A 23014-nucleotide genomic window follows, 5' to 3' on the forward strand; every position below is an offset into this window, starting at 1 on the left:
GACCAGAAACAGACGCCACTCACCGGGAAGAACAGGCTGACTACTCGCCCGTCCCCGGCCGGCGGTCACCACGAGCCACATTCCGTCCGGCGACCCTTCGTCAACATCGTTGCCCCGGCTGCGGCCCGATGCTTCGCGTGGTCCTGACCGCACTGGACCAGACGGTTCCCCCACCCGCGTGCGGCCTCTAGGTCGACGCGGGACAGGCGCTGTTCCGGCTCTGTACGTGCCCGCACGAGCTCAGGCGATCCGTGGATTTCCCTCAGCGAATCAGTGGCGTGGTTTTGCTTTCGCCACGCGCACCGAATCGCTGTTGCTGTGTGGCTTCAGGCGCACAAGGGGCGAGGACTCCTCATCGGCAGATCCGTCACCGCAGCTCCAGTTGGACTACTACGTCCGGACAAAGGTCCACTCGCGGCCATGCCTGCGCTAGACGACCGCTCTGTCCCCGGCTGAACAGGCCGAGATGCGCATCGTCCGGCCGAGCAGCCAGAGGGCCGCACGGCCTGGGCCAAGCGGACCGGCGGAGCAGGCCGGAACCCGCTCGGTCCCGGCCAAGCAAGCCGAGAGCGGCACCGGGCGGGCCAGCAGGCGGAGAGCGGCACGGCCCCGGCCGAGCAAGCGGAGAGCGGCACGGCCCCGGCCGACCAAGCGCAGTGCCGCACGGTCCCGCCCGGGCAGGGCCGAGCACCGCACGGTTCCGGCCCAGCACGGTCAACGACCGCCGCGCGCCGGCCACACCGACAACGCCGAGGGCAGGAAGCCGATGGTCACCGAACCGGGTCGAAGGGCTGGCGGCCTCACCACACCCCCTCGGACAGAAAGGCACCCCGCCGAATGGCTGCACATAATCCCGATACCCCCACCCTGGAACGCTTCGGCTACCGACAGGAGCTCCGGCGTACCCTCAGCTTCGCCGACCTGGTCGTCTACGGCCTGATCTACATGGTCGTGATCGCCCCGATGGGCATCTTCGGCTCGGTCTTCCAGGCCTCCGGCGGCATGGTCGCCCTGGCCTACGCCATCGGCATGGTCGCCATGATGGTCACGGCCTCGTCCTACGGCGTGATGGCGCAGGCCTATCCGATGGCCGGATCCGTCTATACGTACGCCGGACGGGCGCTGGCCCCGTGGGTCGGCTTTCTGGCCGGCTGGACCATTCTGCTCGACTACGTTCTCGTCCCCGGTCTGTTGTCGTTGATAGCCGCGGCGTCGATGACTTCGGTGGCTCCGGCTGTGCCCGTGTGGGCGTGGATCGTCGTCTTCGTCGTCGTCAATGCGGCGCTGAATCTGTTCGGCATCAAGACCACCCGGTTGCTCAACAAGGTGTTCCTCGTCGGGCAGCTGGCAATCCTCGCGATCTACATGGCCGCCGCGACCATGGCGTTGGCCATCGGGCGCGGGCGGGGATTCTCCTGGGAGCCCTTCTACACCAGTAGCCAGTTTCACCTCGGCGTGCTGGCCACGGCGGCTTCCGTGGCGACCCTTTCCTTCCTGGGTTTCGACGCGTTGTCCACTTTGGCCGAAGATTCCCGGGGCGGGGCCAAGCAGGTGAGCCGCGCCATGGTTGCCGCGCTCGGGATCACGGGGTTGGTGTTCATTGCCCAGACCTTTCTTGCGGCCTTGCTGGTCGAGGATCCCGCGACGCTGATCGCCGACGGGGATGCGGCGGGGACGGCCTTCTTCGAGACCGCCCGCGTTGCGGCCGGGTCGTGGTTGGCCACTCTCACCGCGCTCGCGACCGCCTTGGCGTGGGGGCTGGCCAACAACATGGTCGCCCAGGTCGGCACGTCGCGGCTGCTCTATGCGATGGCTCGCGACCGGCAGCTGCCGGCATTTCTGGCCAGAGTTTCGGTACGGCGTTCCGTGCCGGCCAACGGCATTCTGCTCACCGCCGTCGTCTCCCTGGTTCTCGGCCTGTACATGGCTTCGCGGGACGACGGGATCTCGCTGATGGCAAGCCTGGTGAACTTCGGGGCGATCCTGTCGTTCATCGTGGTGCACCTGTCGGTCGTCGCCCGCCGCGTACGGGTGGGCCGGGCCGCGGGCGGGGTCGTACGCACACTGCTCCTGCCGACCGCGGGCGTGCTGATCCTCAGCGGAATCGTCGTCAACGCGAACATCCTGGCGCAGCGCACCGGGCTGGCGTGGCTCGGTCTGGGTGTGCTGGTGCTGCTGGCGCTGACGGCGACCGGACGCCGTCCGTACCTGGCGGGTCTTGACTCCGAGGCGGGCGACCGTGACTGAGGACATGTCGTTCATCCCCGCCATCGACACGACCATCGGGTACACCTTCGGCGGCAAGGATCCGGTCGCCCGCATCCTGCCTCGGCGGCCGGTTCGGCTGCGCACCCTCGACTGCTTCGCGGGCAATGTCCGCTCGGCCGATGATCTGCCCAGCAGGGTATGCACGATGCCGTACCTGAACCCGGTGACCGGCCCGTTGGAGGTGGTGGGGGCGCAGCCGGGCGACACCCTGGCCGTACATGTGATGTCTTTGACTCCGGTGGGTGGAGTCGGCTTCTCGTCGACGTTTCCGCATTTCGGCGCCCTCACCGGAACCCACACGACGGCCATGTTGCATCCCCCGCTGACCGAACGCGTGTGGGAGTACACGATCGATCACCGGCGGGCGACGGTCCGCTACGCCGCCCGGGGCAGCAGCTATCACGTCGACCTCCCGCTCGTACCGATGCTGGGCACCATCGGTGTGGCACCTGCCGCCGGCGAGGTGCGGGCCTCGATCCTTCCCGGAACCCACGGCGGCAATCTCGACAGCCCGCTGATCCGGGCCGGCACCACCGTCTACCTGCCGGTCAACGTGTCGGGCGCGCTGCTTGCGGTGGGCGACGGCCACGCTCGCCAGGGCGACGGCGAGCTGTGCGGGGTGGCCGTCGAGGTGCCGATGGACGTCGTGCTGATCGTCGACGTGGTTCCCGGCGTACCGTCCGCACTGCCCCGGCTGGAGACCGACGTTGCCGTCATGTCCGTCGGTGTCGCGCGGCCGCTGGAAGACGCGTATCGGATGGCCCATGCCGATCTCGTGCACCATGTCAGCGCGCTGACCGGGCTCGACCTGCTCGACGCGTATCAGCTCATCTCCCAGGCGGGCCGCGCTCACGTCGGCAACGTGGTCGACGCCGAATACACGATCGTCGCGGCCGTCGACAAACGCTTGGTGCGAGGCGATCCGCCATACCGGGGTACGCACCAACGGCTCCGCACCATCGCAGCCGCAGGAGGCAACCACTCGTCGCTCGGGGCCGTGGTGTGATGACCCGCGACGTCGCCTCGATCCGCGACCAACTGTGGCTGCTCGCGCACGATGAGACCCGCGACCTGCGTCCACGCCTCGACGTCCGCGCCCTGAACGTCGGCCTGGCCGGCGCGGCCATCGTCGACCTGCTCCTGCAGGACCGTGTTCACCTGCGCGACGGCCGAGTCCGCCTCCACGGCTACCAGACCGGCCCCACGGGCGACCCGATCGCCGCGGCCGTCCTGATCACCATCCGCGACCGGCACGAACCCCGGCTCGCCGATCTGCTGCGAGATCCCACCCTCCATCTGTACGACCGCACGGTAGCGGCAATGATCGCCGCCGGAACCCTGGTCGAGCACCGCCGCCTGCTCCGGGGCAGCCGCTACCGGCTGGCCGACGACGCCATCACGTCGTGGATCAGGTCGCAGTTCATCCGGCGGCTCTACAAGACCGACGTACGCGACAACGCCCTCGACGGCTTGTGCGCACTGGTCTGGGCGCTGAACCTGCACAGCACGCTGCTGCTGCCGTACAGCACCGCGGAAGCCGAGGCGATCCTGCGCACCATCACCGACCAGATCCCGGCCCGCGCCGGCACCCTCTCCCGGCTCGCCGTGATCCCGCACATCGCCGGACTCGTCCGCTACGCCATCGGCGACCTGGCGACCGCGCCCTTCTGACCGCCGTTCCTCCACGTCCGTCTACAGCAAGGACTGCGACCGCATGACATCCGACGAGAACCGGCCGAGCATCGACACCTCCGTGGCCCATCCCGCCCGCCGCTACAACTACTGGCTGGGCGGCAAGGACAACTTCAAAGCCGATCGCGAGTCGGCCGATGCCGTCGAGGCCCTCTATCCGTACGTCAGAATCACCGCCCAGCAGAACCGGCTGTTCCTGCAACGCATCGTGCGCTACCTCGTGAAGGAGGCCGGGATACGCCAACTGCTCGACATCGGCACCGGCCTCCCCACCGCCGACAACACCCACGAGGTCGCCCAGGGCATCGACCCCACAACCCGCATCGTGTACGTGGACAACGACCCCCTCGTCCTCGTACACGCCCGCGCCCTGCTCGTCAGTGATCCCCGCGGAAGAACCGCCTACCTACAGGCCGACCTGCGCGAACCCGAGCGAATCCTGGCCCATGCGGAACTGACCGGCACGCTGAATCTCGACGAGCCCGTCGGGCTGCTCCTCATCGCGGTCCTGCACTTCATCCCGGACGCGGAGCAGGCCTACGGCATCGTGAGAACGCTGATGGACGGGCTGGCACCGGGCAGCTACCTCGCGCTGTCGCACGGCACCGGCGATTTCCTGCCGCCGGGGACTGCGGACGCATTGCGCATGAAGAACTTCGACTTCAGCTTGCGCAGCCGTGGGCAGATCGAGCGCTTCTTCGACGGGTACGAGTTGGTGCCGCCGGGTGTGGCGGTCATCAGCAGGTGGCGGAATACCGCTGAGGATGCGCCTCCGCCGGAACAGGTGGGGGGTTATGGCGGTCTTGCTCGCAAGCCTGCTCCTTGAGCGGTTGGGGTATCCGTCGGTGCCTCCGTCCGGCGGACGGTGCGCCGAGGGTGTGGAAGTCGCCGATGTCGTTCCAGCCGAACTCGCCGGGGACCGCGCCGACCAGGGTCAACATTGTGGCCGCTATTACCGCCGCCGATGCGGCTGGCATTATCGCGGCGGGATGGCGCCGGGCACGATGAACCGTGGACGGCGGTCGGGACCTCATAGGAGCGCCGACCGCCGCTCGCCACCCGATCAAGCTCGGCCTTCTCAGCGTGGCTCACCTATTATAGCTACGTTCCTTCGTACGTACAATGCTATGGAGCATCGTGACCACGTACGGTGTGAGCCATGATCGATCCCTCGGCCGACCGCGCGGTCTTCCGCCAGCTCGCCGATCTGCTGCGCAACCAGATCGAGTCCGGCGACCTCGCGCCGGGCGAGCCGCTGCCGAGCGAACTGCGCCTGGCCCAGGAATACGGCATCAGCCGCACCACCGTCCGGCAGGCCATCGGCCAGCTCCGCACCGAGGGCCTCGTAACCGTCGACCGGCCACGAGGGACGTTCGTCCGCGTCCCCGAGCCGACGGAGATCGTGACCCTGGGCCGCGGCGAGAAAGCCGGCGCCCGCATGCCCACCGACGCGGAACGCCGCACGTACCGCCTCGGCGAAGGCGTTCCCGTCCTCGTCGTGACGGCGACCGACGGCACCGTGACGGTGTATCCCGCGGACCGCGTGCAGCTGACCCGCCCCTGATTCCCTGGCCTCGGGAGCTCGCTCGAGCCCCTTCGCCGGCCGGAAAGCCGGGCAGGCACCGGCGTCGGCCGGCCACCGACAGGCGTCGACGCCTCGCGACTCCAGCCGACATCCGCGGGCGTCAAGCGGAAGCGTGTCCACCGCCCGCGGCAGCAGCCGTGCGTCTTCCGTCAAACCGGACCACAGTCTCGCCGTCCGACCAGCAGCCCGGTCGGACTCCGGCGGCAGCCCCAAATTGCCGGCGGCAGCCCCAAATTGCGGACGGCAGCCCCGACCCCAACCCGCCAGCCGCGACCCAGCCCGACAGCGCGACCCCCAGCCCGCATGGCACGACGACTACGCGCCGGCGCGGCAGCGACGGGCCCGGAACCGTCATTCCGCACGCCGAACGACGACGGCTACTTGCGGGTGCGCCGACGATAACCGTGCTTCGTGTCCCAAGACTCGATCACCAGGTGATCCGCCGGATCGCCCACGTACGTCATCGACACCTCCCTCACGTCAACGCGGAAGAACCCGGCCCCTTCATGGGGACTCCCCTCCGGCGACGGCGTCTCCACCGCATTGCCGGCAAGCTTCGCGTCGCCCGGCCACTGTTCCGGGTGGTCGGCGGGCGGCTCCAGGGTGGGGCTGTGGATCGCGATGCGCGGGTCTCTGCGGATGTCGAGCAACTTCATCGAGCCGCCCATCGAGCCGAAGGTGACCTCGCCGGCGTCGAATTTCAGCTCGGTGCCGCTGATGCGCGGCGACCCGTCCCGGCGGAGGGTTGCGATCGTCTTGTTGGTGCCCGCCTCGAACAGGGCCTTGACCCTGGCGGCGAACTCCGGCTTGTCGTTCTCGATCTCCTGCCAACTCGCCATGGCTCGACCCTAGAGCGGGGGTCCGACAGGAATCGGCTTCAGAAGAGGTCGTACTTCTCCTTGGCCACGGTGAACCCGTGTCCCGAGTCCTCGTTCTCGCATCGCATGCCGATGCTCTCGCTGTCGCACCGGAACTTGCCGGCCTTCAGCGCCTGCCCGTACGCGAGCATCTCCTTCGCCCCCAGCACGGTGTCCCCGGCGCAGGTGAAGGTGCCTTTTCCGCTGGTGCCGACGGCGACGCCGAAGCCCCAGTCGAGCTCGCAGTCGGCCGGCGCCGGCCCGGGCGACCAGGCCTTCTTGGCGATGTCGCACCGTGCACCGTCCCCGCTCAGGTAGCAGCCGATGTTGCCCGACGGCGACGAGAACGCGGCCTCCGCGACCACCCTCGCGGAGGCGCTCGGCGACGGGGCGTTCCCCAGTCCGGCGTTCGCGGCGGCCGTCGGGGTGGCCCGAGTGTCGCCGCGCGTGCCGGACGGGCTGGAGCACGCGGCAACGGCCGCACCTACCGCCACGAAGACAACGACGGCCCACAGCCGCGCAGCGACGGCCCGCGACCGCACAGCGGGAACGGCGGCGGGACGGATGAGATCGTGTGCAGCAGGCATGCCACCTCCAAAGGCGGAATGATAGGTCCGTGGAGCAAGACCGAATCGTCACCCGCGCGGCCCACGAAGCACTGCCGCCCGCCATGCGCCAGGCCGTGGACGACTTCGGCCTGCACCTCGCCCGGATCGAGAATCGCTCGGCCCACACCGTACGGGCATATGTCGGTGATGTGGTGTCTTTGCTCGATCATGCCGCCGAGGCCGGCTGCGCCTCGCCCGCCGAGCTGGACATCGTCGTCCTCCGCGGCTGGCTGGCGCGGCGGATGACCGAGGGCGCCGCTCGCAGCTCCCAGGCCCGGCGGGCGGCGGCCGCGCGGACGTTCACCGCCTGGGCTCACCGCAACGGTCTCTGCCCGGCCGACGTGGGCGCGCAGCTCGCCAGCCCGAAGGCACACCGCGACCTTCCGTCGGTGTTGCGCGCCGACCAGGCGGCGGAGCTGGTCGTCAGCACGCCCAACCCTCATTCGGTACGCGACAGAGCCGTCCTGGAACTCCTCTACGCGACCGGCGTACGGGTCAGCGAGCTCTGCGGCCTGGACATCACCGACGTCGACGAGCCACGGAGAGTGATCCGCGTCTTCGGCAAGGGCGCGAAGGAACGCGCGGTCCCGTACGGCGTCCCGGCACAGCGAGCCCTGGACGACTGGTTACGGCACGAGCGCCCGAAGGTGGCTCATGCCGGCAGTGGCAACGCCCTGTTCCTCGGGGCGCGCGGTGGACGGTTGCAGCAGACGGTCGTACGCCGGATCGTGGACGCCGCCGCGCAGGCCGCGGGCCTTCCGCACACCAGTCCGCACGACCTGCGTCACTCGGCGGCGACCCACCTCCTGGACGGGGGCGCGGACCTGCGGGCGGTGCAGGACCTGCTCGGCCACTCGTCGCTGTCGAGTACGCAGATCTACACGCACGTATCGACCGAGCGACTCCGCGCGGCGTTCAAGCAGGCTCACCCGAGGGCTTGAGCGGTCTGAGCAGGCGGCGGCTCGCGGGCTTGAGCAGCCCCACCAGGCGGCCTGGCTCGCAGGCTTGAGCAGCCGGAACAGGCGGCCTGGCTCGAGGGCTTGAGCAGCCGGAGCAGGCGGCCTGGCTCGAGGGCTTGAGTGCCGGACGCGCATATCCCGGAGATCGACGCACCCGAAGGTCTCAATGCGTCGACAAGTGCGAGGACCCCCGAGCGCGGACGGCCCGGCGAGGGCGACAGGCCCGGCCGGGGTCAGGGACCCGGCCGGGGTCATGGCCCGGGCAGCGTGACGGACCGGCCAGGGCCCCGGACCCGACCAGGACCACGACCCGACCAGGACCACGGATCCGACCACGGCCACAGACCCGACCACGGCCACAGACCCGACCACGGCCACAGACCCGACCACGGCCACAGACCCGACCACGGCCACAGACCCGACCAGGGCGACAGACCCAACGGTTGCGAAGGGCCGTAGCCGCATGCCCTGAACAGCTCGACCAGGCGCGGAGCGGGAGTCACCGCAGAGCTCGAGCGCATCAACCACTGAACGGGCGTGCGGGAGTTCGAGTGTGACCGGGCGGCTTCGACGTCTCGGCCATGCAGTCAAGATCGGCGGGCCGCGGATCGCGGCACGGTGCTGCGTGTGGTGACGTACGATCGCTGCGTGAGCGTCGGAGATCCGCCCCCGCCCATTCCGGGAGCGCGGCTCCTCTTTTCGCTCGATGCTGCCACCGCCTACCTCAATCATGGGTCTTTCGGCGCGGTGCCGATCAGCGTCCAGCGGGCCCAGCAGCGGCTGCGGGATGAGACCGAGCGCAATCCGATGTCGTTCTTCCTGCCGCCCGGGCTCACCGATCGCATCGTCCATACCCGACGGCATCTGGCGCAGTTCCTGGGCGCCGATCCGGACGGCAGCGCGCTGGTGCCCAACACCACCGCCGGCGTGTCGCTGGTGCTGCAGTCGGTGCGGCTTCAGTCCGGTGACGAGGTTCTGCTCACCGATCATGGGTACGGCTCGAACGCGCTGGCCACGCGCCGGCAGTGTCGGCGGGCCGGGGCTACCGCGCGGACCGTTGCGGTGCCTGTGGATGCGGGTGAGGCGGAGGTCGTGGCTCGGATCCGGGGGGCGTTGCGGCCCGGGCGGACCAAGTTGCTCATCGTCGACCAGTTGACCTCGCCCACCGCCAAGGTGCTGCCCGTACGCGAGATCGCCGCGGCGGCGCGGGAGCATGAGATTCCGGTTCTGGTGGATGCCGCTCATGTGCCGGGGATGCTGCCGGTCGAGGTCGATCGGATCGGCGCCGACTTCTGGGTGGGCAACCTGCACAAGTGGGCGTACGCGCCGCGCGGGACGGCTCTGCTCGTCGTCGCGCCCGCTTGGCGGCGCCGGATGGAGCCGCTGGTCGTTTCGTGGGAGCAGGACTCCGGCTTTCCGCTGTCCGTCGAGTTCCAGGGCACGTTGGACTACACCTCGTGGCTGGCGGCTCCCACGGGACTGTTCACGCTGCGTACGCTCGGCGTGGATACCGTGCGGCAGCACAATGCGGCGCTCGCTGCGTACGGTCAGCGGGTTGTGGGTGAGGCTCTCGGCCTCGTGCCCTCCGACCTGCCGGACCCGGGTGCTGCCGAGGCCTCCATGCGGATCCTGCCGCTGCCCTCCGGTATCGCCACCACGCTGCCGGAGGCGCGCGCTCTTCGCCAGAGCATCGCGGAGAAGTTGGCGACCGAGGTCGCGGTGAACGCCTGGGGTGGGCGCGGCTGGCTGCGGTTGAGCGCCCAGGTCTACAACCGCGCGGAGGAATACGACCGCTTGGCGCAACATCTGCCGGAGCTGCTCGCTAACGCGCGCTGACGGTGTCATAGGGGTAGGAGCCGGACCCGGCCGAGTCCCAGCAGGGTCAGCGGATCGAGATAGACGTCGCCGCGGCGCAGGCCCCAGTGCAGGCATGCCGTTGCCGGGCAGCCCGGGTGTCCGGGGGCCAGTCGGCCGATCTCTTGGCCGGCCCTGACCGCCTCCCCCACCCGCAGCGGCGCCGGGACGAGGGGCTCGTAGGTGGTGCGGAGGCCGTCGGGGTGGGCGATGCTCACGACGCCACGGCCCGCGACGGTGCCGGAGAAGACGACGCTGCCGGAGCCGGCCGAGCGGACCGGAGTGCCCGGGGCGGCGGCCAGGTCGACGCCGCGGTGGCCGGCCAGCCAGGGCCGGGGCGGCGGGTCGAAGCGGCGGGTCACCTGGTGGTCGGGCACCGGCCAGGCGAAGGACAGGGACAGCAGGAGCGCCAGGAGCAGGGGCATGCCGGCATCGTGCCGGAATTGGCCCGGGCCCGGGGAAGGCCTGTGGACAACGACCGGGTACCGATCCACAGAACTTGCGGCTGTGGACAAAGGCCGGCCACGATCAGGCAAGACCGGCGAACAATCGGCAGCCGTGGGCGACGTCCAGCCGCGATCAAGCGAATCCGGCGACTCAGCGGCGGCGGTGCGCAACGGCCGGCCCGATCGAGCGAAAGCAGCGGAGAGCCGGGGGGCCCGATCAAGGCCAGGCTGTGGGACCCAGCGAAAGCAGCCCAAGCATGGTGTGAACCCCACCGACCCCGGTCACGCGTCGGCGGAACCGCCGGGTCAGCCGCCGAAGTTGGCGTCGTCCGGCAGGGAGATGTCCGGCTTCTCCAGCTCCTCGACGTTGACGTCCTTGAACGTCATCACGCGGACGTTCTTGACGAAGCGCGCCGGCCTGTACATGTCCCAGACCCACGCGTCGTGCATCTCTACCTCGAAGTAGACCTCGCCGTCGGAGTTGCGCACGTGGAGGTCCACCTGGTTCGCCAGGTAGAAGCGGCGTTCCGTCTCCACCACGTACGAGAATTGTCGGACGATGTCGCGGTACTCCCGGTAGAGCTGCAGCTCCATCTCGGTCTCGTACTTCTCGAGATCCTCTGCGCTCATCGCTTCTCGCCCTCCATGGCCTCATCTTCCCCCACCGGCACCGGCGGCCGAGGCTGCTCGCCCGACGCCACGCCGACGGTACCCTCCAGCGTCGGCCAGAGCATCAGCGGCTCGGCGGTAGGCTGCATCGAAAGCGAAGCCGAACCGGACGCCGAACCCGCGGCCGGGTCCGAAGCCGAAGCCGGCCGCCGGGCGCGCGGGGGCCGGTTGCCCCGCCCGGAGGCCGCCGCCACGTTCACGTACGAGAACCGGTGCTCGGCGCAGGGCCCATGAGCAGTCAACGCAGCGCTGTGCTCGTCGGTGATGTACCCCTTGTGCACCGCGAACCCGTAGTCGGGGAAGCGTCCGTCCAGCTCCACCATCAGCCGGTCCCGCGTCACCTTGGCGAGCACGCTCGCGGCCGCCACGCAGGCTGCCACCCGGTCGCCCTTCCAGACCGCCAGCCCCGGCGCTCCGAGGCCGTCGACCGGGAAGCCGTCGGTCAGGACGTAGTCCGGTCCGGTGGTCAGCAGCGCGAGGGCGCGCCGCATCGCGGCGAGGTTGCAGACGTGCAGGCCGCGGGCATCCACCTCGGCCGGCGGGATGATCACCACCGACCAGGCGAGGGCGCGCTTGACCACCTCGTCGTAGACCCGCTCGCGGGCGGCCGGAGTGAGCAGCTTGGAGTCGGCCAGCTCCTCGATCTCGCCGCGCTTGCCCTCCGGCAGGATCGCCGCGCCGGCCACCAGGGGGCCGGCGCACGCTCCGCGTCCGGCCTCGTCGGCGCCGGCGACGTTGCGGAAGCCGCGGCGCTGCAGTGCGCGTTCCAAGGCGTAGAGGCCGCCTTCGCGCCGGACCACCGTGCGAGGGGGTGCCAGCATCAGAGCCGCCGGAGCAGGTCGGCGAGGTCGCGAGGGTAGATCTCCTCGTCCGACGCGTCGATCTCGGCCAGGGACCACCAGCGGTGATCGGTGATGGACTGCCGTTCGCCCTCGTCGAAGCCGTCGAAGCTCACGTCCCAGTGCGGCACCCGGTGCAGGAAGAAGTGCTGGGCCTGCCGGTAGTGCCGGGCGTCGTAGCTGAACTCGGTCACCTCGTGGTGCACGGGTTCGCCCAGGTCGGCGGGGTCCACACGCAGGCCGGTCTCCTCGTCCAGCTCCCGCGCCGCACCCTCGGCGGGCGTCTCGCCCTCGTCGAGGCCCCCGCCGGGCGTGAACCACCACCGCTTGCCCGCTTGCGCAGGGTCGCCGCCGTGCAGCAGCAACACGCGCTCAGCGGCGTCGATGAGCAGCACCCGCGCGGCGCGCCGGTCGATGTACGTCACGCCTCAAGCCTATTGCGCCAGACATCGATCTTGAGCCGGGGTCCGCTCTACTTCGCGGTGGCCGGGTCCGGGATGGCGTCGAACTGCTCGGGCACCGGCAGCCAGGTGGCGCGGTCGACCGGCCAGAAGATGGTGAAGGCACGGCCCACGATCGAGTCCGCCTTGATCGTGGCCTCGTCGATGTTCTCGGTCTGCTCCCAGTGCTCCAGGGAGTCGCCGGAGGCGGAGCGGTGGTCGCCCATCACCCAGAGGCGGTCGGCGGGCACGGTGATGTCGAAGGGCTCGTCGGCGGCCGGGTCCTGGTTGCCGTCGGCGTCCTTGTAGATGTACGGCTCGTCCAGCGAGTGACCGTTGATGATCAGGCGCTGCTGGGCGTCGCAGCAGACCACGTGGTCACCGCCGACACCGATGATGCGCTTGATGAAGTCCTCGCCCTCGGTGCCGCTCTGCCAGTCGGTGGGCGCCTTGAAGACGACGATCTCGCCGCGGTGGGGCTCGCGGAAGTCGTAGACGAGCTTGTTGACCAGCACCCGGTCCCAGACGTTGAGGGTGTGTTCCATCGACGGGGACGGGATGTAGAAGGTCTGCAGGACGAAGGCCCGAACCAGGACTGCGACCAGGATCGCCACGCCCAGCAGGATGGGAAGCTCACGCCAGAAGGAACCACGGCGCTGCTCGCCGGTCTGCTCGTCAATCACGAAGGGAGCCTACGTCGCCGCGGGCTGAACCACAGTCCGGAACGCGCGGATACGCCGACACTTAGCAGGAACGGCAACATAACCGCCGTGGTGGCCGGATCGGGCCCTCGGGCCGGTTCCGGGCCGATCGGGGCCGCCCCGACAGGATGGGCGGCGGCGTACGCCTTCCAGTTGTCGGGCACGGAAAGGCCGGTGAAGCGGCTTGTGGGCCACACGACGACGAAGGCCCGGCCGATCACGTTGTCGATGGGAACCGGGCCCTGGCAGCGCGCGTCCTGGGACACCAGGCGGTGGTCGCCCATGACGAACATCTCACCCTGGGGGACGGTCACCTCGGCGAAACGCCGGCTGCTGCACTGCCGGGGGTTGGGCGGCGCGTCGAGGGGGGAGTTCTCCTGCACGTACGGCTCGTCGACGGGCTGGCCGTTGACCGTGATCCGGCCCTTCTCGTCGCAGCACGCGACCTTGTCGCCAGGCAGTCCGATCACCCGTTTGATGAAGTCACGCTCACCCGGGCGGCTGACACCGACGAGGTCGCCGATGGTGCGGCCGAGCTTCGCGCCGAAGGTGTTGCTCACCGGCTGGGACGGCTGCTCGGGCGCCCAGTTGTCGGTGCCGCGGAAGACGACGATCTCGCCGCGGACCGGATCGCGCATGTCGTAGACGACCTTGTTGACGAGCACCCGGTCGCCGACGAGCAGGGTGTTCTCCATGGAGCCGGACGGGATGAAGAAGGCCTGTACGAGGAAGGTGCGGATGAGCACCGCGAGGCAGAACGCCACGACCAGCAGCAGCGGCAGCTCCTGCCAGAGCGGCATCTCCTTGCGCCGGATCACCCGGCCGCGGCGCCGCCCGGAGGACGAGCCCCGGTACCCCTGCATCGGTTCCACGCTACGCATCTCCCGCCGCCGATCCGGCGCAACGCCCCGGATACAGCACTACCGCCCGGAGTCCCGCAGGGAACAGGTCGGGCGGTAGTGCGAATGGCCCACCAGCGCGGCGGACGCCGCAATGGCACTGATTCCCATCCGTCACTGGCGCAAGCGTAGTTCGCGTGCGCAGTAAACGTCAGTCCGAGTGAATACGGCCCCGGACCGCTTCGGGGTTCAGCTGACGGTCTGCTTCTCGCGCAGCTCCTTGATCTTGGCCTTCTTGCCACGGAGCTCACGCAGGTAGTACAGCTTGGCGCGGCGCACGTCACCGCGGGTCACGACCTCGATGCGGTCGATCGCCGGGCTGTTGAGCGGGTAGGTACGCTCGACCCCGACGCCGAAGCTGATCTTCCGGATCTTGAAGGTCTCGCGCAGGCCGCCGCCCTGGCGGCTGATCACGACGCCCTGGAAGACCTGGACGCGGGAGCGGTTGCCCTCGACGACCCGGGCGTGGACCTTGAGCGTGTCCCCGGCGCGGAAGTCGGGAATGTCGGTGCGCTGCGACTGGGCGTCGAGAGCGTCCAGCGTGTTCATCGCTGCATCCTCGGGTAACTCATAGCGCACCGGGAGTTCGATGCGCGAATGGGTGATTCTGATCTTCCGTAGGTGAAGAAGATCCTCGTCCGCCCGCCACGGCGTGGGAGCGAACGGCAACCTCCCTACTTTGCCACACCCGACCCCGGGATCCGAAATCCGGCCTCCTCGATCGCCGCTCGGTCCTTGGCGGTGAGATTCTCGGCCGGGTAGGCCTCGAACAGATCCGGCCGGCGCGAGGCGGTCCGCAGCAGCGATTGCTCCCGTCGCCAGCGCGCGATCCGGCCGTGGTCGCCGGAGCGGAGCACCTCCGGGACGTCCATCCCCCGCCAGGACGCCGGCTTGGTGTAGACGGGCGCTTCCAGCAGGCCGGCCGCGTGCGACTCCTCGGTGAGCGAATCGGCGTTGCCCAGCACGCCCGGGAGCAGCCGGGTGACGGCCTCCATGATCACGATGACCGCGACCTCACCGCCGAAAAGGACGTAATCGCCCAGAGACACCTCGCGCACCGGCATCCGGGTCGCGGCGTCATCGAGAACCCGCTGGTCGATGCCCTCATAGCGGCCGCAGGCAAAGATCAAGTGTGGCAGCGCGGCGAAGGAAGCAGCATCGGCCTGGGTGAACGGTTTGCCGACAGGAGAGGGCACCACCAGGACGGAGTCTTCAGAAGAAACAGCGGCCAGGGCGGCAGCCCACGGCTCCGGGCGCATCACCATGCCGGGTCCGCCGCCGTACGGGGTGTCGTCGACGGTCCGGTGCACGTCGGAGGTCCACGTGCGGAGATCGTGCACGGAGAGATCGAGGATCCCGGCGCCGCGCGCCTTGCCGATCAGCGACAGGTCCAGCGGCGAGAAGTAGTCCGGGAAGATCGAGATGACGTCGACGCGCACGGGGGGCAACCTTCTAGAGGTCGAGCAGGCCCTCGGGCAGGTCGACGACGACGCGGCCGGCGGCCAGATCGACGGTCGGGACGATCGAGCTGACGAACGGGATGAGCGCGGTGCCGCCCTGAGCCTTGCGCAGCACGATCAGGTCGGAGGCGGGCGCGTGGTCGATGCGGTCCACCGTGCCGAGCTCGGTGCCGTCCTGGTCGACCACCGACAGCCCGATGAGCTGGTGATCGTGGAATTCGTCCGGGTCGTCCGGCGGCGCGACGTCGGCGCTGTCGACCTGCAGGAAGACGCCGCGGAGCGCCTCGGCGACATTGCGGTCGTACACGCCTTCGAACTGGGCGATGATCTTGCCCTGATGCCAGCGGAGTGACTCGAGGGTGAGCTTGTCCGGCACCCGGTAAGGGACCCCGGCGGCGGGCGCCGGGCCGGTGCTCACCCTGCGGTCCCGTGGGACCTCGGTGGCGAACACCGCCCCGGCGACGAATCTCGCCTCTGGCTCATCGGTCCGGACGGTCACCAGAACCTCCCCACGGATGCCGTGGGGCTTACCGATCTGGCCGATTACCAGCAGCATCGCGCGACGGACGCCTCAGTACGCGTCGACGATGTCGACGCGGATGCCGCGCCCACCGATCGACCCGATGACCTGGCGCAGCGCCTTGGCCGTACGCCCGCCGCGCCCGATGACCGTTCCCAGGTCCTCGGGGTGCACGCGGACCTCGAGCCGCTTGCCGCGGCGCGAGTCGACCAGCCGCACCCGGACGTCGTCCGGGTTGTCGACGATGCCCTTGACGAGGTGCTCCAGCGCGGGCCGGAGCGCCCCGTCAGCTCGCGTCGGCGCCGGCACCGGCCGGGTCCTCTGCGGTCTCGGCAACGGCCTCGCGGTTGGGCTCCGCCCGGTCCGCCTCGCGCGTCTGCTCGGGCTTGGCCTCGACGGCCTCCGGCGCGGCGGCCGGCTTGTCGCTCTTGGCCTTCTTCGGGGTGCTCTTCGCCGGGGTCTCGGCGACACCGGCGGCGGCCTTGGCCTCGGCCTCGTACGCGGCCTGGCGGTTGGCCTTCTCCGGGGCGACGAGCAGCGGCGGCGGGGCCGGCAGGCCCTTGAACTGCTGCCAGTCGCCGGTCTTCTCGAGGATGCGCTGCACGGCCTCGCTCGGCTGCGCGCCGACCGAGAGCCAGTACTGCACGCGCTCGCTCTTGACCTCGATGACCGACGGGTCGTGCTTCGGCTGGTAGATGCCGACGTACTCGATGGCACGGCCGTCGCGCTTGGTGCGGGAGTCGGCGACGACGATGCGGTACTGCGGGTTGCGGATCTTGCCCATCCGCAGGAGCCGGATCTTTACGGCCACGGTTGTTTCGCTCCTGATGATCACGAGGGTGAGCCGACGGAACCCACGTGGGGATGCGGGACCGATGGTTCTGAACTGGTTAGGTTCGTGGACTGGCGACGCGATCAGGGTTAGAGGGCGCCTCACGCGTGCCGGATACCAGCTAGCCATTCTGCCAGACGATCGGCTGGCGCTCCCAATCGGGCCGGAACAGCTCAGCGAAGCCGAGGAAACGAGGCCCGGATTCCGTCGGAGAGGGCCCGGAAGGCCGGCTCCGGTGGGTCGACGGCCAGCACGGATCCGTTCCGGGGTACGACGAGCTGCGCGTCGATGATCAGGTTGGCGTCCCGGGCGGCCACCTGGAAGGCGCCGTCCCCGTCGGAGTGGCTGAATGCCTCCTCGCCTAGACCCGCCACGTCTCGCACGTCCTTCTCGGCGTAGATCGAACCAGCAGCCTCATCACGATGCACGGAGAAGTAGAGCTGCGCGACAGGAGCGTACGGATAACGCGTGACGGTCATCTCACCGACGGCGCGCGGCGTGACGCCGTCGGACCCGGTGACGGTGAAGCGGCAGCGGTGGGTGACTGCTTCACCGGCGGAATCGGCATCGCTGGGCCGGTCGGCAGCCGTGGGTGTCGCGACCGGCCCCGGCAGCGCCTTGAGGATCGGCTGGAGGTCTACCACGGGGCAGATGTCGCGGGCGAGGGCGGGATACGGCGCGCCGACGAGTTTCCGGCCGGCATGGTACGCGTAGGCGCCGCCGGCGAGGACGGCGAGCAGGGCGAGCCAGGAAGCGGTGCGACGAGGCGGCCGCCGGATCGGATCCCACGCCGGGGCCACTTCCGCGATGAGGGTGGATGGGACAGTCACCCGGCGAGGCTACGGACATCGGCGGCCGTCGTGCTGGCCCGAGTGATCAAGAACGCGGGACGGGCGGGCGGTCCCAGCCGGCCGGCACCGCCGTCGGAACCGGCCAGGCGGGGTCGGGGCGGAAATCGGTCCAGGTGCCGTCGAAAGGGAAGTCACCCGCCTCGATCTGCTTGATCACCCGGCGGCCCTCGGCGCGGACCGCGGCCTCGTCGCGTACCCAGTAGTGCTCCGGGAGGGCGAGGCGCTCGGTGAACTCGTCCTCGTCCTTCCACTCCCAGCTGCGGTCGCGGTGGACCACGATGTCGAGGTCCTGGTCGATCACGTCGACCCCGGCCACGTGGCCGTCGTCCCAGCGCAGGGCCCGCTCCTCGAGGTTGACGTACCAGTTGGTGAAGCGGCCCCGGTCGTCGCGGAAGAACCAGACCGAGTGGTCGGCGTCCGGCGGGATGAACTTGAGCAGGCCGGGCCCCTGCCAGGTGCCCGGCACCACCCGATAGCTCAGCGTCACCCACTCGGTGAACGGCATGTCGCGGATGCCGCGCCCGTCGGTGGCCTCCTCGACGAGCACGGCGGAGCCGCGGGCCAGCCAGAGCAGGAGCCCGCGCTCGTCGTCCGAGATCACCCGGCACGGGCGTACGGACGCCAGACGCGGGCCGTCGATGTTGCGGTACAGGACCTGACGGCCCGGAGCGAACATCAGTACGCGCGCGCCAGGATCGCCATGACGTCCGGCTCGTCGTCGGACTCGGGGACGCCGCCGTCCGCCGAGAGCAGGCAGCGGACGGTGACCGCCTTGCCGTTGGCTTCGGCCTCGCCCTCGGCGCCGACCGCCGACCACGGGACCCGCGCCCAGCCGGTCTGCGCCGCCTCGATCGCGTCGCCCAGGGTCTTCACGTCGACCGTGCGCTCTTCGCGCAGTGCCAGCGCGCTGTCGTGGAGCCGCTGCTGGTCCTCCTCGAGCGCGCGGCTGACGAGGCTGACGACCGACGCGAGCGCGACCGGGGTCTTCGTGCCGTCGATGCGCCGGGCCACCACCGCGTTGCCGGCCGCCAGGTCGCGGGGGCCGACCTCGATCCGGATCGGGATGCCCTGCAGCTCGGCGTCGACCGCCCGGCGCCCGAACGGTACGTCGGCACGGTCGTCGAGCTTCACCCGTACCCCCGCGGCCTTGAGCTCGTCACGGAGCTTGACCGCCGCCTCGGTGACGCCCTCACCGGCCTTGACCACCATGATCTGGGCCTGGATCGGGGCGAGCAGCGGCGGCAGCCGCAGGCCGTTGTCGTCGCCGTGCACCATGATCAGGCCGCCGATCATGCGGGTGGTGCTGCCCCACGACGTCGTCCACGCGTGCTCGACGCTGCCGGCCTGCGACGTGTACGTGATGTCGAACGCCTTGGCGAAGTTCTGGCCGAGCTCGTGCGACGTGCCCATCTGCAGCGCCTTGCCGTCGCCCATCATGGCCTCGAGGGTCATGGTGTTGGTCGCGCCGGCGAAGCGCTCGCCCTTGGTCTTGCGGCCGGGGACGACCGGGATGGCCAGCAGGTTGACCATGAAGTCCTCGTAGACCGAGTGCAGGATCCGGCGCGCGTAGTCGCGGGCGTCGGCCTCGGTGGCGTGCGCGGTGTGGCCCTCCTGCCAGAGGAACTCGGTGGTCCGCAGGAACGTGCGCGGCCGCAGCTCCCAACGCACCACGTTGGCCCACTGGTTGAGCAGCAGCGGCAGGTCGCGGTACGAGTCGATCCACTTCGCCATGAACTCGCCGAAGATCGTCTCGCTGGTCGGCCGGACCACGATCGGCTCGGACAGCTCCTTGCCGCCGGCGTGCGTGACGACGGCCAGCTCCGGCGAGAAGCCCTCCACGTGCTGCGCCTCGCGGCTCAGGTAGCTCTCGGGGATGAAGAGCGGGAAGTACGCGTTCTGCGCCTCCGCCTCCTTGATCCGAGCGTCCATCTCGGCCTGCATGCGCTCCCAGATCGCGTACGCCGCCGGCCGGATCACCATCGTCCCGCGCACCGGGCCGTTGTCGGCCATCTGGGCCTTGGCGATGAGGTCCTGGTACCAGCGGGGGAAGTCCTCCGCACGGGGAGTGAGCACGCGAGCCATGAGGCAGCATCCTAGCCGCGTCCGCCGCCGGGGCGTTCAGCGCACCACGCGGCCCTTGAGGATGATCCGGCCGGGCGCCCGGACCACGCGCAGGTCCGCCCGCGGGTCCTCCGGGTAGACGACCAGGTCGGCCAGGCCGCCCTCGACGAGGCCGGGGAAACCGAGCCATTCCCGGGCTCGCCACGACGCCGCGGCGAGGACCTCCGCCGCCGGGATGCCGGCCTCGTGCAGGAGCAGCATCTCCTCGGCGGCGAGGCCGTGCCGGATGCTGCCCCCGGCGTCCGTGCCGACGTAGACGGGAACTCCGGCCTCGTGGGCGGCGACGACCACTGCGGGGAAGCGGTCGCGCAGGGAGAGCATGTGGTCGGCGTACCCGGGGAACTTGGGCCTGGCCTGATCGGCGATGCCGCCGAAGGTCTGGATGTTGATCATCGTGGGCACCAGGGCGGTCCCCCGGCGGGCCATCTCGTCGATCAGGTCGAGGGACAGGCCGGTGCCGTGCTCGACGGAGTCGACGCCGGCCCGCACCATCTGCGCCACCGCCTCCTCGGAGAAGGTGTGCACCGCGGCCCGGGCCCCGGCGGCGTGCGCGGCCTCCACCGCGGCCGCCATGGTGGCGGGATCCCAGGAGGGTGCCAGGTCGCCGACGGACCGGTCGATCCAGTCCCCCACGAGCTTGACCCAGCCGGTGCCGGCCTTGGCCTGGGCGGTGACGGTCTCCACCACGTCCGGGGCCTCCACCTCGACGCCGATGTCCCGCAGGTAGCGGCGGACCGGCGCGACGTGCCGGCCGGCCCGGACCAGGCGGGGGATCTCCGGCTCGTCGTCCAGCTCCGGATACGGGTACGGCGAACCGGCGTCGCGCAGCGCGAGCACACCGGCGTCGCGGTCACGGAAGGCCAGGTCACGCGCCTCGTCGAGGCTTTCGATCGGCTTGGCGCCCGTCCTGATGCCCAGGTGGCAGTGGGCGTCGACCAGGCCGGGCACGATCCAGCCGGAATCGCTGACCGTCTCGGCGTCCCGGACCGGCTCGAAGGTCACCCGGTCCCCGACCAGCCACAGGTCCCGGACCTCACCGTCCGGCAGCAGCGTCCCGCGCACATGCAACGTCATGACTGAAGTCGTACCTGATCGCCGTGAACCCGCGCCGCCCCACCCCCGTTGCAAGGCCGACGACAGGAGCAGACATGCCAGGAAATCCGTTCGCCGACTTCTTCGGCTACACCAGATCCGACGGCACCCGCGTCGCCCGCTCCCGGCTGGACGACACCGTGGCCCTGGGCAGCGTCGCCGCGTCGGCCGGCAGCTTCGTGGCCGACGGCCTCAAGAACCCGGACGCCAAGAGCGCGGCCTCGTGGGGGCAGGCCCTCGCCGGCCTGTACGAGCTCTCCGCCACCGCCTACCGCGGGTATGCGGGCCTCGAGAACCTCCGCGAGCACACGATCAACAACCTGGCCAAGGCGGTGACCGCCTCCGCGGGCGTGGTCAAGGCGGTCACCGACCGCTACACGGACGCCGAGAAGGAGGCGAACCCGCGCATCAAGCTGGCCGAGAGCATCGCGAACTACGCGGCGGCCGTGGGTGTGGTCATCGACCTGGCGTCCCGGGTCAACACCCAGCGCCAGGAGAAGCGCCGGGAGCAGGCGGAGTCGACCGTGGCGTCCCTGCGCCCGGCAGCGGACGCAGCCGCGGAGGAAGGGCGCCGGATGTCACCGGTGAACGGAGCGGCCTCCGCAGCCGCCCTGGCGCAGGGCAATCAGCCCCCGGCCGCCGACACCACGGCGATACCGCTGCACCAGCGGCGAAGCACCGCACCCGCCCGGACGACGACCCCCGCCCGCTGAGCCGTCAGCGCTTGTCGTCGTCGCGCTTGGGGTTGGACAGCTTGTTGAAGTCCAGCTTCGGCAGCTTGAATCCCGGCGGCAGGCCCTGGCCACCGGCGAGCGCGTCCGGGTCCATGCCCGGCGGCAGCTGGGGCATGCCACCCGGGAAGCCGGCGGGCATGCCTCCGCCCACCCGGGGCCGGTTGCCGCCCTTGGTGCCCTTGCGCTTGTTCTTCGGGCTCTTCGTCGCCTTGCGCCGGCCGGCGCCGGGCAGGCCCATCATGCCGCCCATCTGCTTCATCATCTTCTGCGCGTCGGCGAAGCGGTTGAGCAGCTGGTTGACGTCCATGACGGTCACGCCGGAGCCGTTGGCGATGCGGGCGCGGCGGGACCCGTTGATGATCTTCGGGTTGGTGCGCTCGGCCGGGGTCATCGAGCGGATGATCGCTGTCACCCGGTCGAAGTGGCTGTCGTCGAGCTCGGCCAGCTGGTCCTTCATCTGGCCCATGCCCGGCATCATGCCGAGGATGTTGGCGATCGGGCCCATCCGGCGCACCGCGATGAGCTGGTCGAGGAAGTCCTCCAGGGTGAACTGCTCGCCGCCGAGCAGCTTGGAGGTCATCTTCTCCTTCTGCTCCTCGTCGAAGGCCTGCTCGGCCTGCTCGATGAGGGTCAGCACGTCGCCCATGCCGAGGATGCGGCTGGCCATCCGGTCGGGGTGGAAGACGTCGAAGTCCTCGAGCTTCTCGCCCGTGGACGCGAAGAGGATCGGCTCGCCGGTGACGTGGCGGACGGAGAGGGCGGCACCGCCGCGGGCGTCACCGTCGAGCTTCGACAGCACCACGCCCGTGATGCCGACGCCGTCGCGGAAGGCCTCGGCGGTGGTGACCGCGTCCTGACCCACCATGGCGTCGATGACGAAGATGACCTCGTCCGGGTCGACCGCGTCGCGGATGTCGCGCGCCTGCTGCATCATCTCGGCGTCGATGCCGAGGCGGCCGGCGGTGTCGACGATCACGATGTCCTTGGCCGTACGCCGGGCGTGCTCGATCGAGTCCTTGGCGACCTGCACCGGGTTGCCCACCCCGTTGCCGGGCTCGGGGGCGTAGACGTCGACGCCGGCCCGGCCCGCGAGCACCTGGAGCTGGTTGACCGCGTTGGGGCGCTGGAGGTCGCAGGCGACCAGCAGGGGCTGGTGGCCCTGGCCCTTGAGCCAGCGCGACAGCTTGCCGGCCAGGGTGGTCTTGCCGGAGCCCTGGAGGCCGGCCAGCATGATCACGGTCGGTGGCTGCTTGGCGAACTGCAGCCGCCGCCCTTCGCCGCCGAGGACGTTGATGAGCTCCTCGTGGACGATCTTGATGATCTGCTGGGCCGGGTTGAGCGCCTGCGACACCTCGGCGCCACGGGCGCGTTCCTTGAGGCTGGCGATGAACGCCTTGACCACCGGCAGCGCGACGTCCGCCTCCAGCAGCGCGAGGCGGATCTCCCGCGCGGTGGCGTCGATGTCGGCGTCGGTGAGCCGGCCCTTGCCCCGGAGCTTGGTGAAGATCCCGGAGAGGCGGTCGCTCAAGGTGTCAAACACGGCACAACTTCCCGTTGGTCAGTAGGGAGGAGATGACCGCAAGCCTA

The 23014-nt window shown here is 70.1% G+C and carries 25 protein-coding genes and 1 pseudogene; 8 read left to right on the plus strand and 18 right to left on the minus strand.

Annotation, left to right across the window (positions count from 1 at the left end):
• Positions 1-837: 837 nt before the first annotated feature.
• The 5 genes from ACIBO8_RS23090 (at position 838) to ACIBO8_RS23110 (ending at position 5524) form a co-directional block, all read left to right on the plus strand.
• Positions 838-2247: an APC family permease gene (locus ACIBO8_RS23090; RefSeq protein WP_396117345.1), complete on the plus strand. Its 1410-nt coding sequence runs from the start codon at positions 838-840 to the stop codon at positions 2245-2247.
• A gap of 4 nt (positions 2248-2251) precedes the next feature.
• Complete coding sequence (locus ACIBO8_RS23095) at positions 2252-3274, plus strand: acetamidase/formamidase family protein (protein ID WP_396117736.1); 1023 nt, start codon at positions 2252-2254, stop codon at positions 3272-3274.
• Positions 3274-3939: a GPP34 family phosphoprotein gene (locus tag ACIBO8_RS23100; protein WP_396117346.1), complete on the plus strand. Its 666-nt coding sequence runs from the start codon at positions 3274-3276 to the stop codon at positions 3937-3939. The genes ACIBO8_RS23095 and ACIBO8_RS23100 overlap by 1 nt, the downstream gene beginning before the upstream one ends.
• Positions 3940-3982: 43 nt before the next feature.
• The gene (locus ACIBO8_RS23105; RefSeq protein WP_396117347.1) at positions 3983-4786 is read left to right on the plus strand and encodes an SAM-dependent methyltransferase; all 804 of its coding nucleotides are present in this window, start codon (positions 3983-3985) and stop codon (positions 4784-4786) included.
• A 333-nt stretch (positions 4787-5119) separates the two neighbouring features.
• Positions 5120-5524 carry a winged helix-turn-helix domain-containing protein gene (locus ACIBO8_RS23110; RefSeq protein WP_366158448.1) on the plus strand — a complete coding sequence of 135 codons (405 nt, stop codon included), beginning with the start codon at positions 5120-5122 and terminating at the stop codon, positions 5522-5524.
• 398 nt (positions 5525-5922) lie between these two features.
• Here ACIBO8_RS23110 and ACIBO8_RS23115 read toward each other — a convergent pair whose 3' ends face one another.
• Complete coding sequence (locus tag ACIBO8_RS23115) at positions 5923-6384, minus strand: pyridoxamine 5'-phosphate oxidase family protein (RefSeq protein WP_396117348.1); 462 nt, start codon at positions 6382-6384, stop codon at positions 5923-5925.
• 38 nt (positions 6385-6422) lie between these two features.
• On the minus strand, positions 6423-6989 hold the full coding sequence (locus tag ACIBO8_RS23120; RefSeq protein WP_396117349.1) for a DUF6636 domain-containing protein: 567 nt from the start codon (positions 6987-6989) through the stop codon (positions 6423-6425).
• A gap of 83 nt (positions 6990-7072) precedes the next feature.
• On the opposite strand from ACIBO8_RS23120, the gene ACIBO8_RS23125 reads away from it, so the two are divergent.
• Positions 7073-7951 (plus strand): tyrosine recombinase XerC, encoded by an 879-nt coding sequence (locus ACIBO8_RS23125; RefSeq protein ID WP_396117737.1) that lies wholly within the window; start codon positions 7073-7075, stop codon positions 7949-7951.
• A gap of 666 nt (positions 7952-8617) precedes the next feature.
• Complete coding sequence (locus ACIBO8_RS23130) at positions 8618-9805, plus strand: aminotransferase class V-fold PLP-dependent enzyme (protein ID WP_396117738.1); 1188 nt, start codon at positions 8618-8620, stop codon at positions 9803-9805.
• 5 nt (positions 9806-9810) lie between these two features.
• Here ACIBO8_RS23130 and ACIBO8_RS23135 read toward each other — a convergent pair.
• From ACIBO8_RS23135 to ACIBO8_RS23205, 15 genes and pseudogenes are all read right to left on the minus strand, one after another.
• A pseudogene (locus ACIBO8_RS23135) lies at positions 9811-10294 on the minus strand (M23 family metallopeptidase); the annotation flags it as partial.
• A gap of 281 nt (positions 10295-10575) precedes the next feature.
• Entirely contained in the window at positions 10576-10899 is a 324-nt protein-coding gene (locus ACIBO8_RS23140; RefSeq protein ID WP_043532656.1) for a DUF2469 domain-containing protein, read from the minus strand.
• Positions 10896-11759: a ribonuclease HII gene (locus ACIBO8_RS23145; protein WP_396117350.1), complete on the minus strand. Its 864-nt coding sequence runs from the start codon at positions 11757-11759 to the stop codon at positions 10896-10898. Before ACIBO8_RS23145 ends, ACIBO8_RS23140 begins: the two co-directional genes overlap by 4 nt.
• Positions 11759-12202, minus strand: a complete 444-nt coding sequence (locus ACIBO8_RS23150) for an NUDIX hydrolase (protein ID WP_396117351.1) — start codon at positions 12200-12202, stop codon at positions 11759-11761. The genes ACIBO8_RS23145 and ACIBO8_RS23150 overlap by 1 nt, the downstream gene beginning before the upstream one ends.
• Before the next feature lie 47 nt (positions 12203-12249).
• Positions 12250-12900, minus strand: a complete 651-nt coding sequence (lepB, locus tag ACIBO8_RS23155; protein ID WP_396117352.1) for a signal peptidase I — start codon at positions 12898-12900, stop codon at positions 12250-12252.
• Positions 12897-13781, minus strand: coding sequence for a signal peptidase I (lepB, locus tag ACIBO8_RS23160; RefSeq protein WP_396117353.1), 885 nt, complete (start codon positions 13779-13781; stop codon positions 12897-12899). Before lepB (ACIBO8_RS23160) ends, lepB (ACIBO8_RS23155) begins: the two co-directional genes overlap by 4 nt.
• 225 nt (positions 13782-14006) lie before the next feature.
• A complete protein-coding gene (gene rplS, locus ACIBO8_RS23165; protein WP_364704692.1) occupies positions 14007-14366 on the minus strand; it encodes a 50S ribosomal protein L19 in 360 nt (119 codons plus the stop codon).
• A gap of 125 nt (positions 14367-14491) precedes the next feature.
• Positions 14492-15256 carry a tRNA (guanosine(37)-N1)-methyltransferase TrmD gene (gene trmD / locus ACIBO8_RS23170; RefSeq protein WP_396117354.1) on the minus strand — a complete coding sequence of 255 codons (765 nt, stop codon included), beginning with the start codon at positions 15254-15256 and terminating at the stop codon, positions 14492-14494.
• Between the two features lie 13 nt (positions 15257-15269).
• Entirely contained in the window at positions 15270-15830 is a 561-nt protein-coding gene (rimM, locus tag ACIBO8_RS23175; protein ID WP_396117739.1) for a ribosome maturation factor RimM, read from the minus strand.
• Between the two features lie 18 nt (positions 15831-15848).
• Positions 15849-16106 carry an RNA-binding protein gene (locus tag ACIBO8_RS23180; RefSeq protein WP_014447131.1) on the minus strand — a complete coding sequence of 86 codons (258 nt, stop codon included), beginning with the start codon at positions 16104-16106 and terminating at the stop codon, positions 15849-15851.
• On the minus strand, positions 16084-16608 hold the full coding sequence (rpsP, locus tag ACIBO8_RS23185; protein ID WP_396117355.1) for a 30S ribosomal protein S16: 525 nt from the start codon (positions 16606-16608) through the stop codon (positions 16084-16086). The genes ACIBO8_RS23180 and rpsP overlap by 23 nt, the downstream gene beginning before the upstream one ends.
• Positions 16609-16802: 194 nt before the next feature.
• Positions 16803-17459, minus strand: a complete 657-nt coding sequence (locus ACIBO8_RS23190) for a hypothetical protein (RefSeq protein ID WP_396117356.1) — start codon at positions 17457-17459, stop codon at positions 16803-16805.
• Between the two features lie 46 nt (positions 17460-17505).
• Complete coding sequence (locus tag ACIBO8_RS23195) at positions 17506-18159, minus strand: DUF402 domain-containing protein (protein ID WP_396117740.1); 654 nt, start codon at positions 18157-18159, stop codon at positions 17506-17508.
• Positions 18156-19562 (minus strand): proline--tRNA ligase, encoded by a 1407-nt coding sequence (gene proS / locus ACIBO8_RS23200; RefSeq protein WP_396117357.1) that lies wholly within the window; start codon positions 19560-19562, stop codon positions 18156-18158. Before proS ends, ACIBO8_RS23195 begins: the two co-directional genes overlap by 4 nt.
• Before the next feature lie 36 nt (positions 19563-19598).
• Complete coding sequence (locus ACIBO8_RS23205) at positions 19599-20675, minus strand: amidohydrolase family protein (protein WP_396117358.1); 1077 nt, start codon at positions 20673-20675, stop codon at positions 19599-19601.
• A gap of 74 nt (positions 20676-20749) precedes the next feature.
• Between ACIBO8_RS23205 and ACIBO8_RS23210 the strand changes: the two genes are divergently transcribed.
• Positions 20750-21406, plus strand: coding sequence for a hypothetical protein (locus ACIBO8_RS23210; protein WP_396117359.1), 657 nt, complete (start codon positions 20750-20752; stop codon positions 21404-21406).
• 4 nt (positions 21407-21410) lie between these two features.
• On the opposite strand, the gene ffh is transcribed toward ACIBO8_RS23210, so the two are convergent.
• Positions 21411-22967, minus strand: coding sequence for a signal recognition particle protein (ffh, locus tag ACIBO8_RS23215; RefSeq protein WP_396117360.1), 1557 nt, complete (start codon positions 22965-22967; stop codon positions 21411-21413).
• Positions 22968-23014: the final 47 nt, after the last annotated feature.

Origin of the sequence: Actinoplanes sp. NPDC049681 (assembly GCF_044465265.1) — a bacterium.
In the GTDB taxonomy this organism is placed as follows: domain Bacteria; phylum Actinomycetota; class Actinomycetes; order Mycobacteriales; family Micromonosporaceae; genus Actinoplanes.

Bases quoted from the DNA above. Each gene is read 5' to 3' on its own strand.
- ACIBO8_RS23090 (WP_396117345.1), top strand. From the start codon at position 838: ATGGCTGCACATAATCCCGATACCCCCACCCTGGAACGCTTCGGCTAC.
- ACIBO8_RS23095 (WP_396117736.1), top strand. From the start codon at position 2,252: ATGTCGTTCATCCCCGCCATCGACACGACCATCGGGTACACCTTCGGC.
- ACIBO8_RS23100 (WP_396117346.1), top strand. From the start codon at position 3,274: ATGACCCGCGACGTCGCCTCGATCCGCGACCAACTGTGGCTGCTCGCG.
- ACIBO8_RS23105 (WP_396117347.1), top strand. From the start codon at position 3,983: ATGACATCCGACGAGAACCGGCCGAGCATCGACACCTCCGTGGCCCAT.
- ACIBO8_RS23110 (WP_366158448.1), top strand. From the start codon at position 5,120: ATGATCGATCCCTCGGCCGACCGCGCGGTCTTCCGCCAGCTCGCCGAT.
- ACIBO8_RS23115 (WP_396117348.1), bottom strand. From the start codon at position 6,384: ATGGCGAGTTGGCAGGAGATCGAGAACGACAAGCCGGAGTTCGCCGCC.
- ACIBO8_RS23120 (WP_396117349.1), bottom strand. From the start codon at position 6,989: ATGCCTGCTGCACACGATCTCATCCGTCCCGCCGCCGTTCCCGCTGTG.
- ACIBO8_RS23125 (WP_396117737.1), top strand. From the start codon at position 7,073: ATGCGCCAGGCCGTGGACGACTTCGGCCTGCACCTCGCCCGGATCGAG.
- ACIBO8_RS23140 (WP_043532656.1), bottom strand. From the start codon at position 10,899: ATGAGCGCAGAGGATCTCGAGAAGTACGAGACCGAGATGGAGCTGCAG.
- ACIBO8_RS23145 (WP_396117350.1), bottom strand. From the start codon at position 11,759: ATGCTGGCACCCCCTCGCACGGTGGTCCGGCGCGAAGGCGGCCTCTAC.
- lepB (WP_396117353.1), bottom strand. From the start codon at position 13,781: ATGCAGGGGTACCGGGGCTCGTCCTCCGGGCGGCGCCGCGGCCGGGTG.
- rplS (WP_364704692.1), bottom strand. From the start codon at position 14,366: ATGAACACGCTGGACGCTCTCGACGCCCAGTCGCAGCGCACCGACATT.
- proS (WP_396117357.1), bottom strand. From the start codon at position 19,562: ATGGCTCGCGTGCTCACTCCCCGTGCGGAGGACTTCCCCCGCTGGTAC.
- ACIBO8_RS23205 (WP_396117358.1), bottom strand. From the start codon at position 20,675: ATGACGTTGCATGTGCGCGGGACGCTGCTGCCGGACGGTGAGGTCCGG.
- ACIBO8_RS23210 (WP_396117359.1), top strand. From the start codon at position 20,750: ATGCCAGGAAATCCGTTCGCCGACTTCTTCGGCTACACCAGATCCGAC.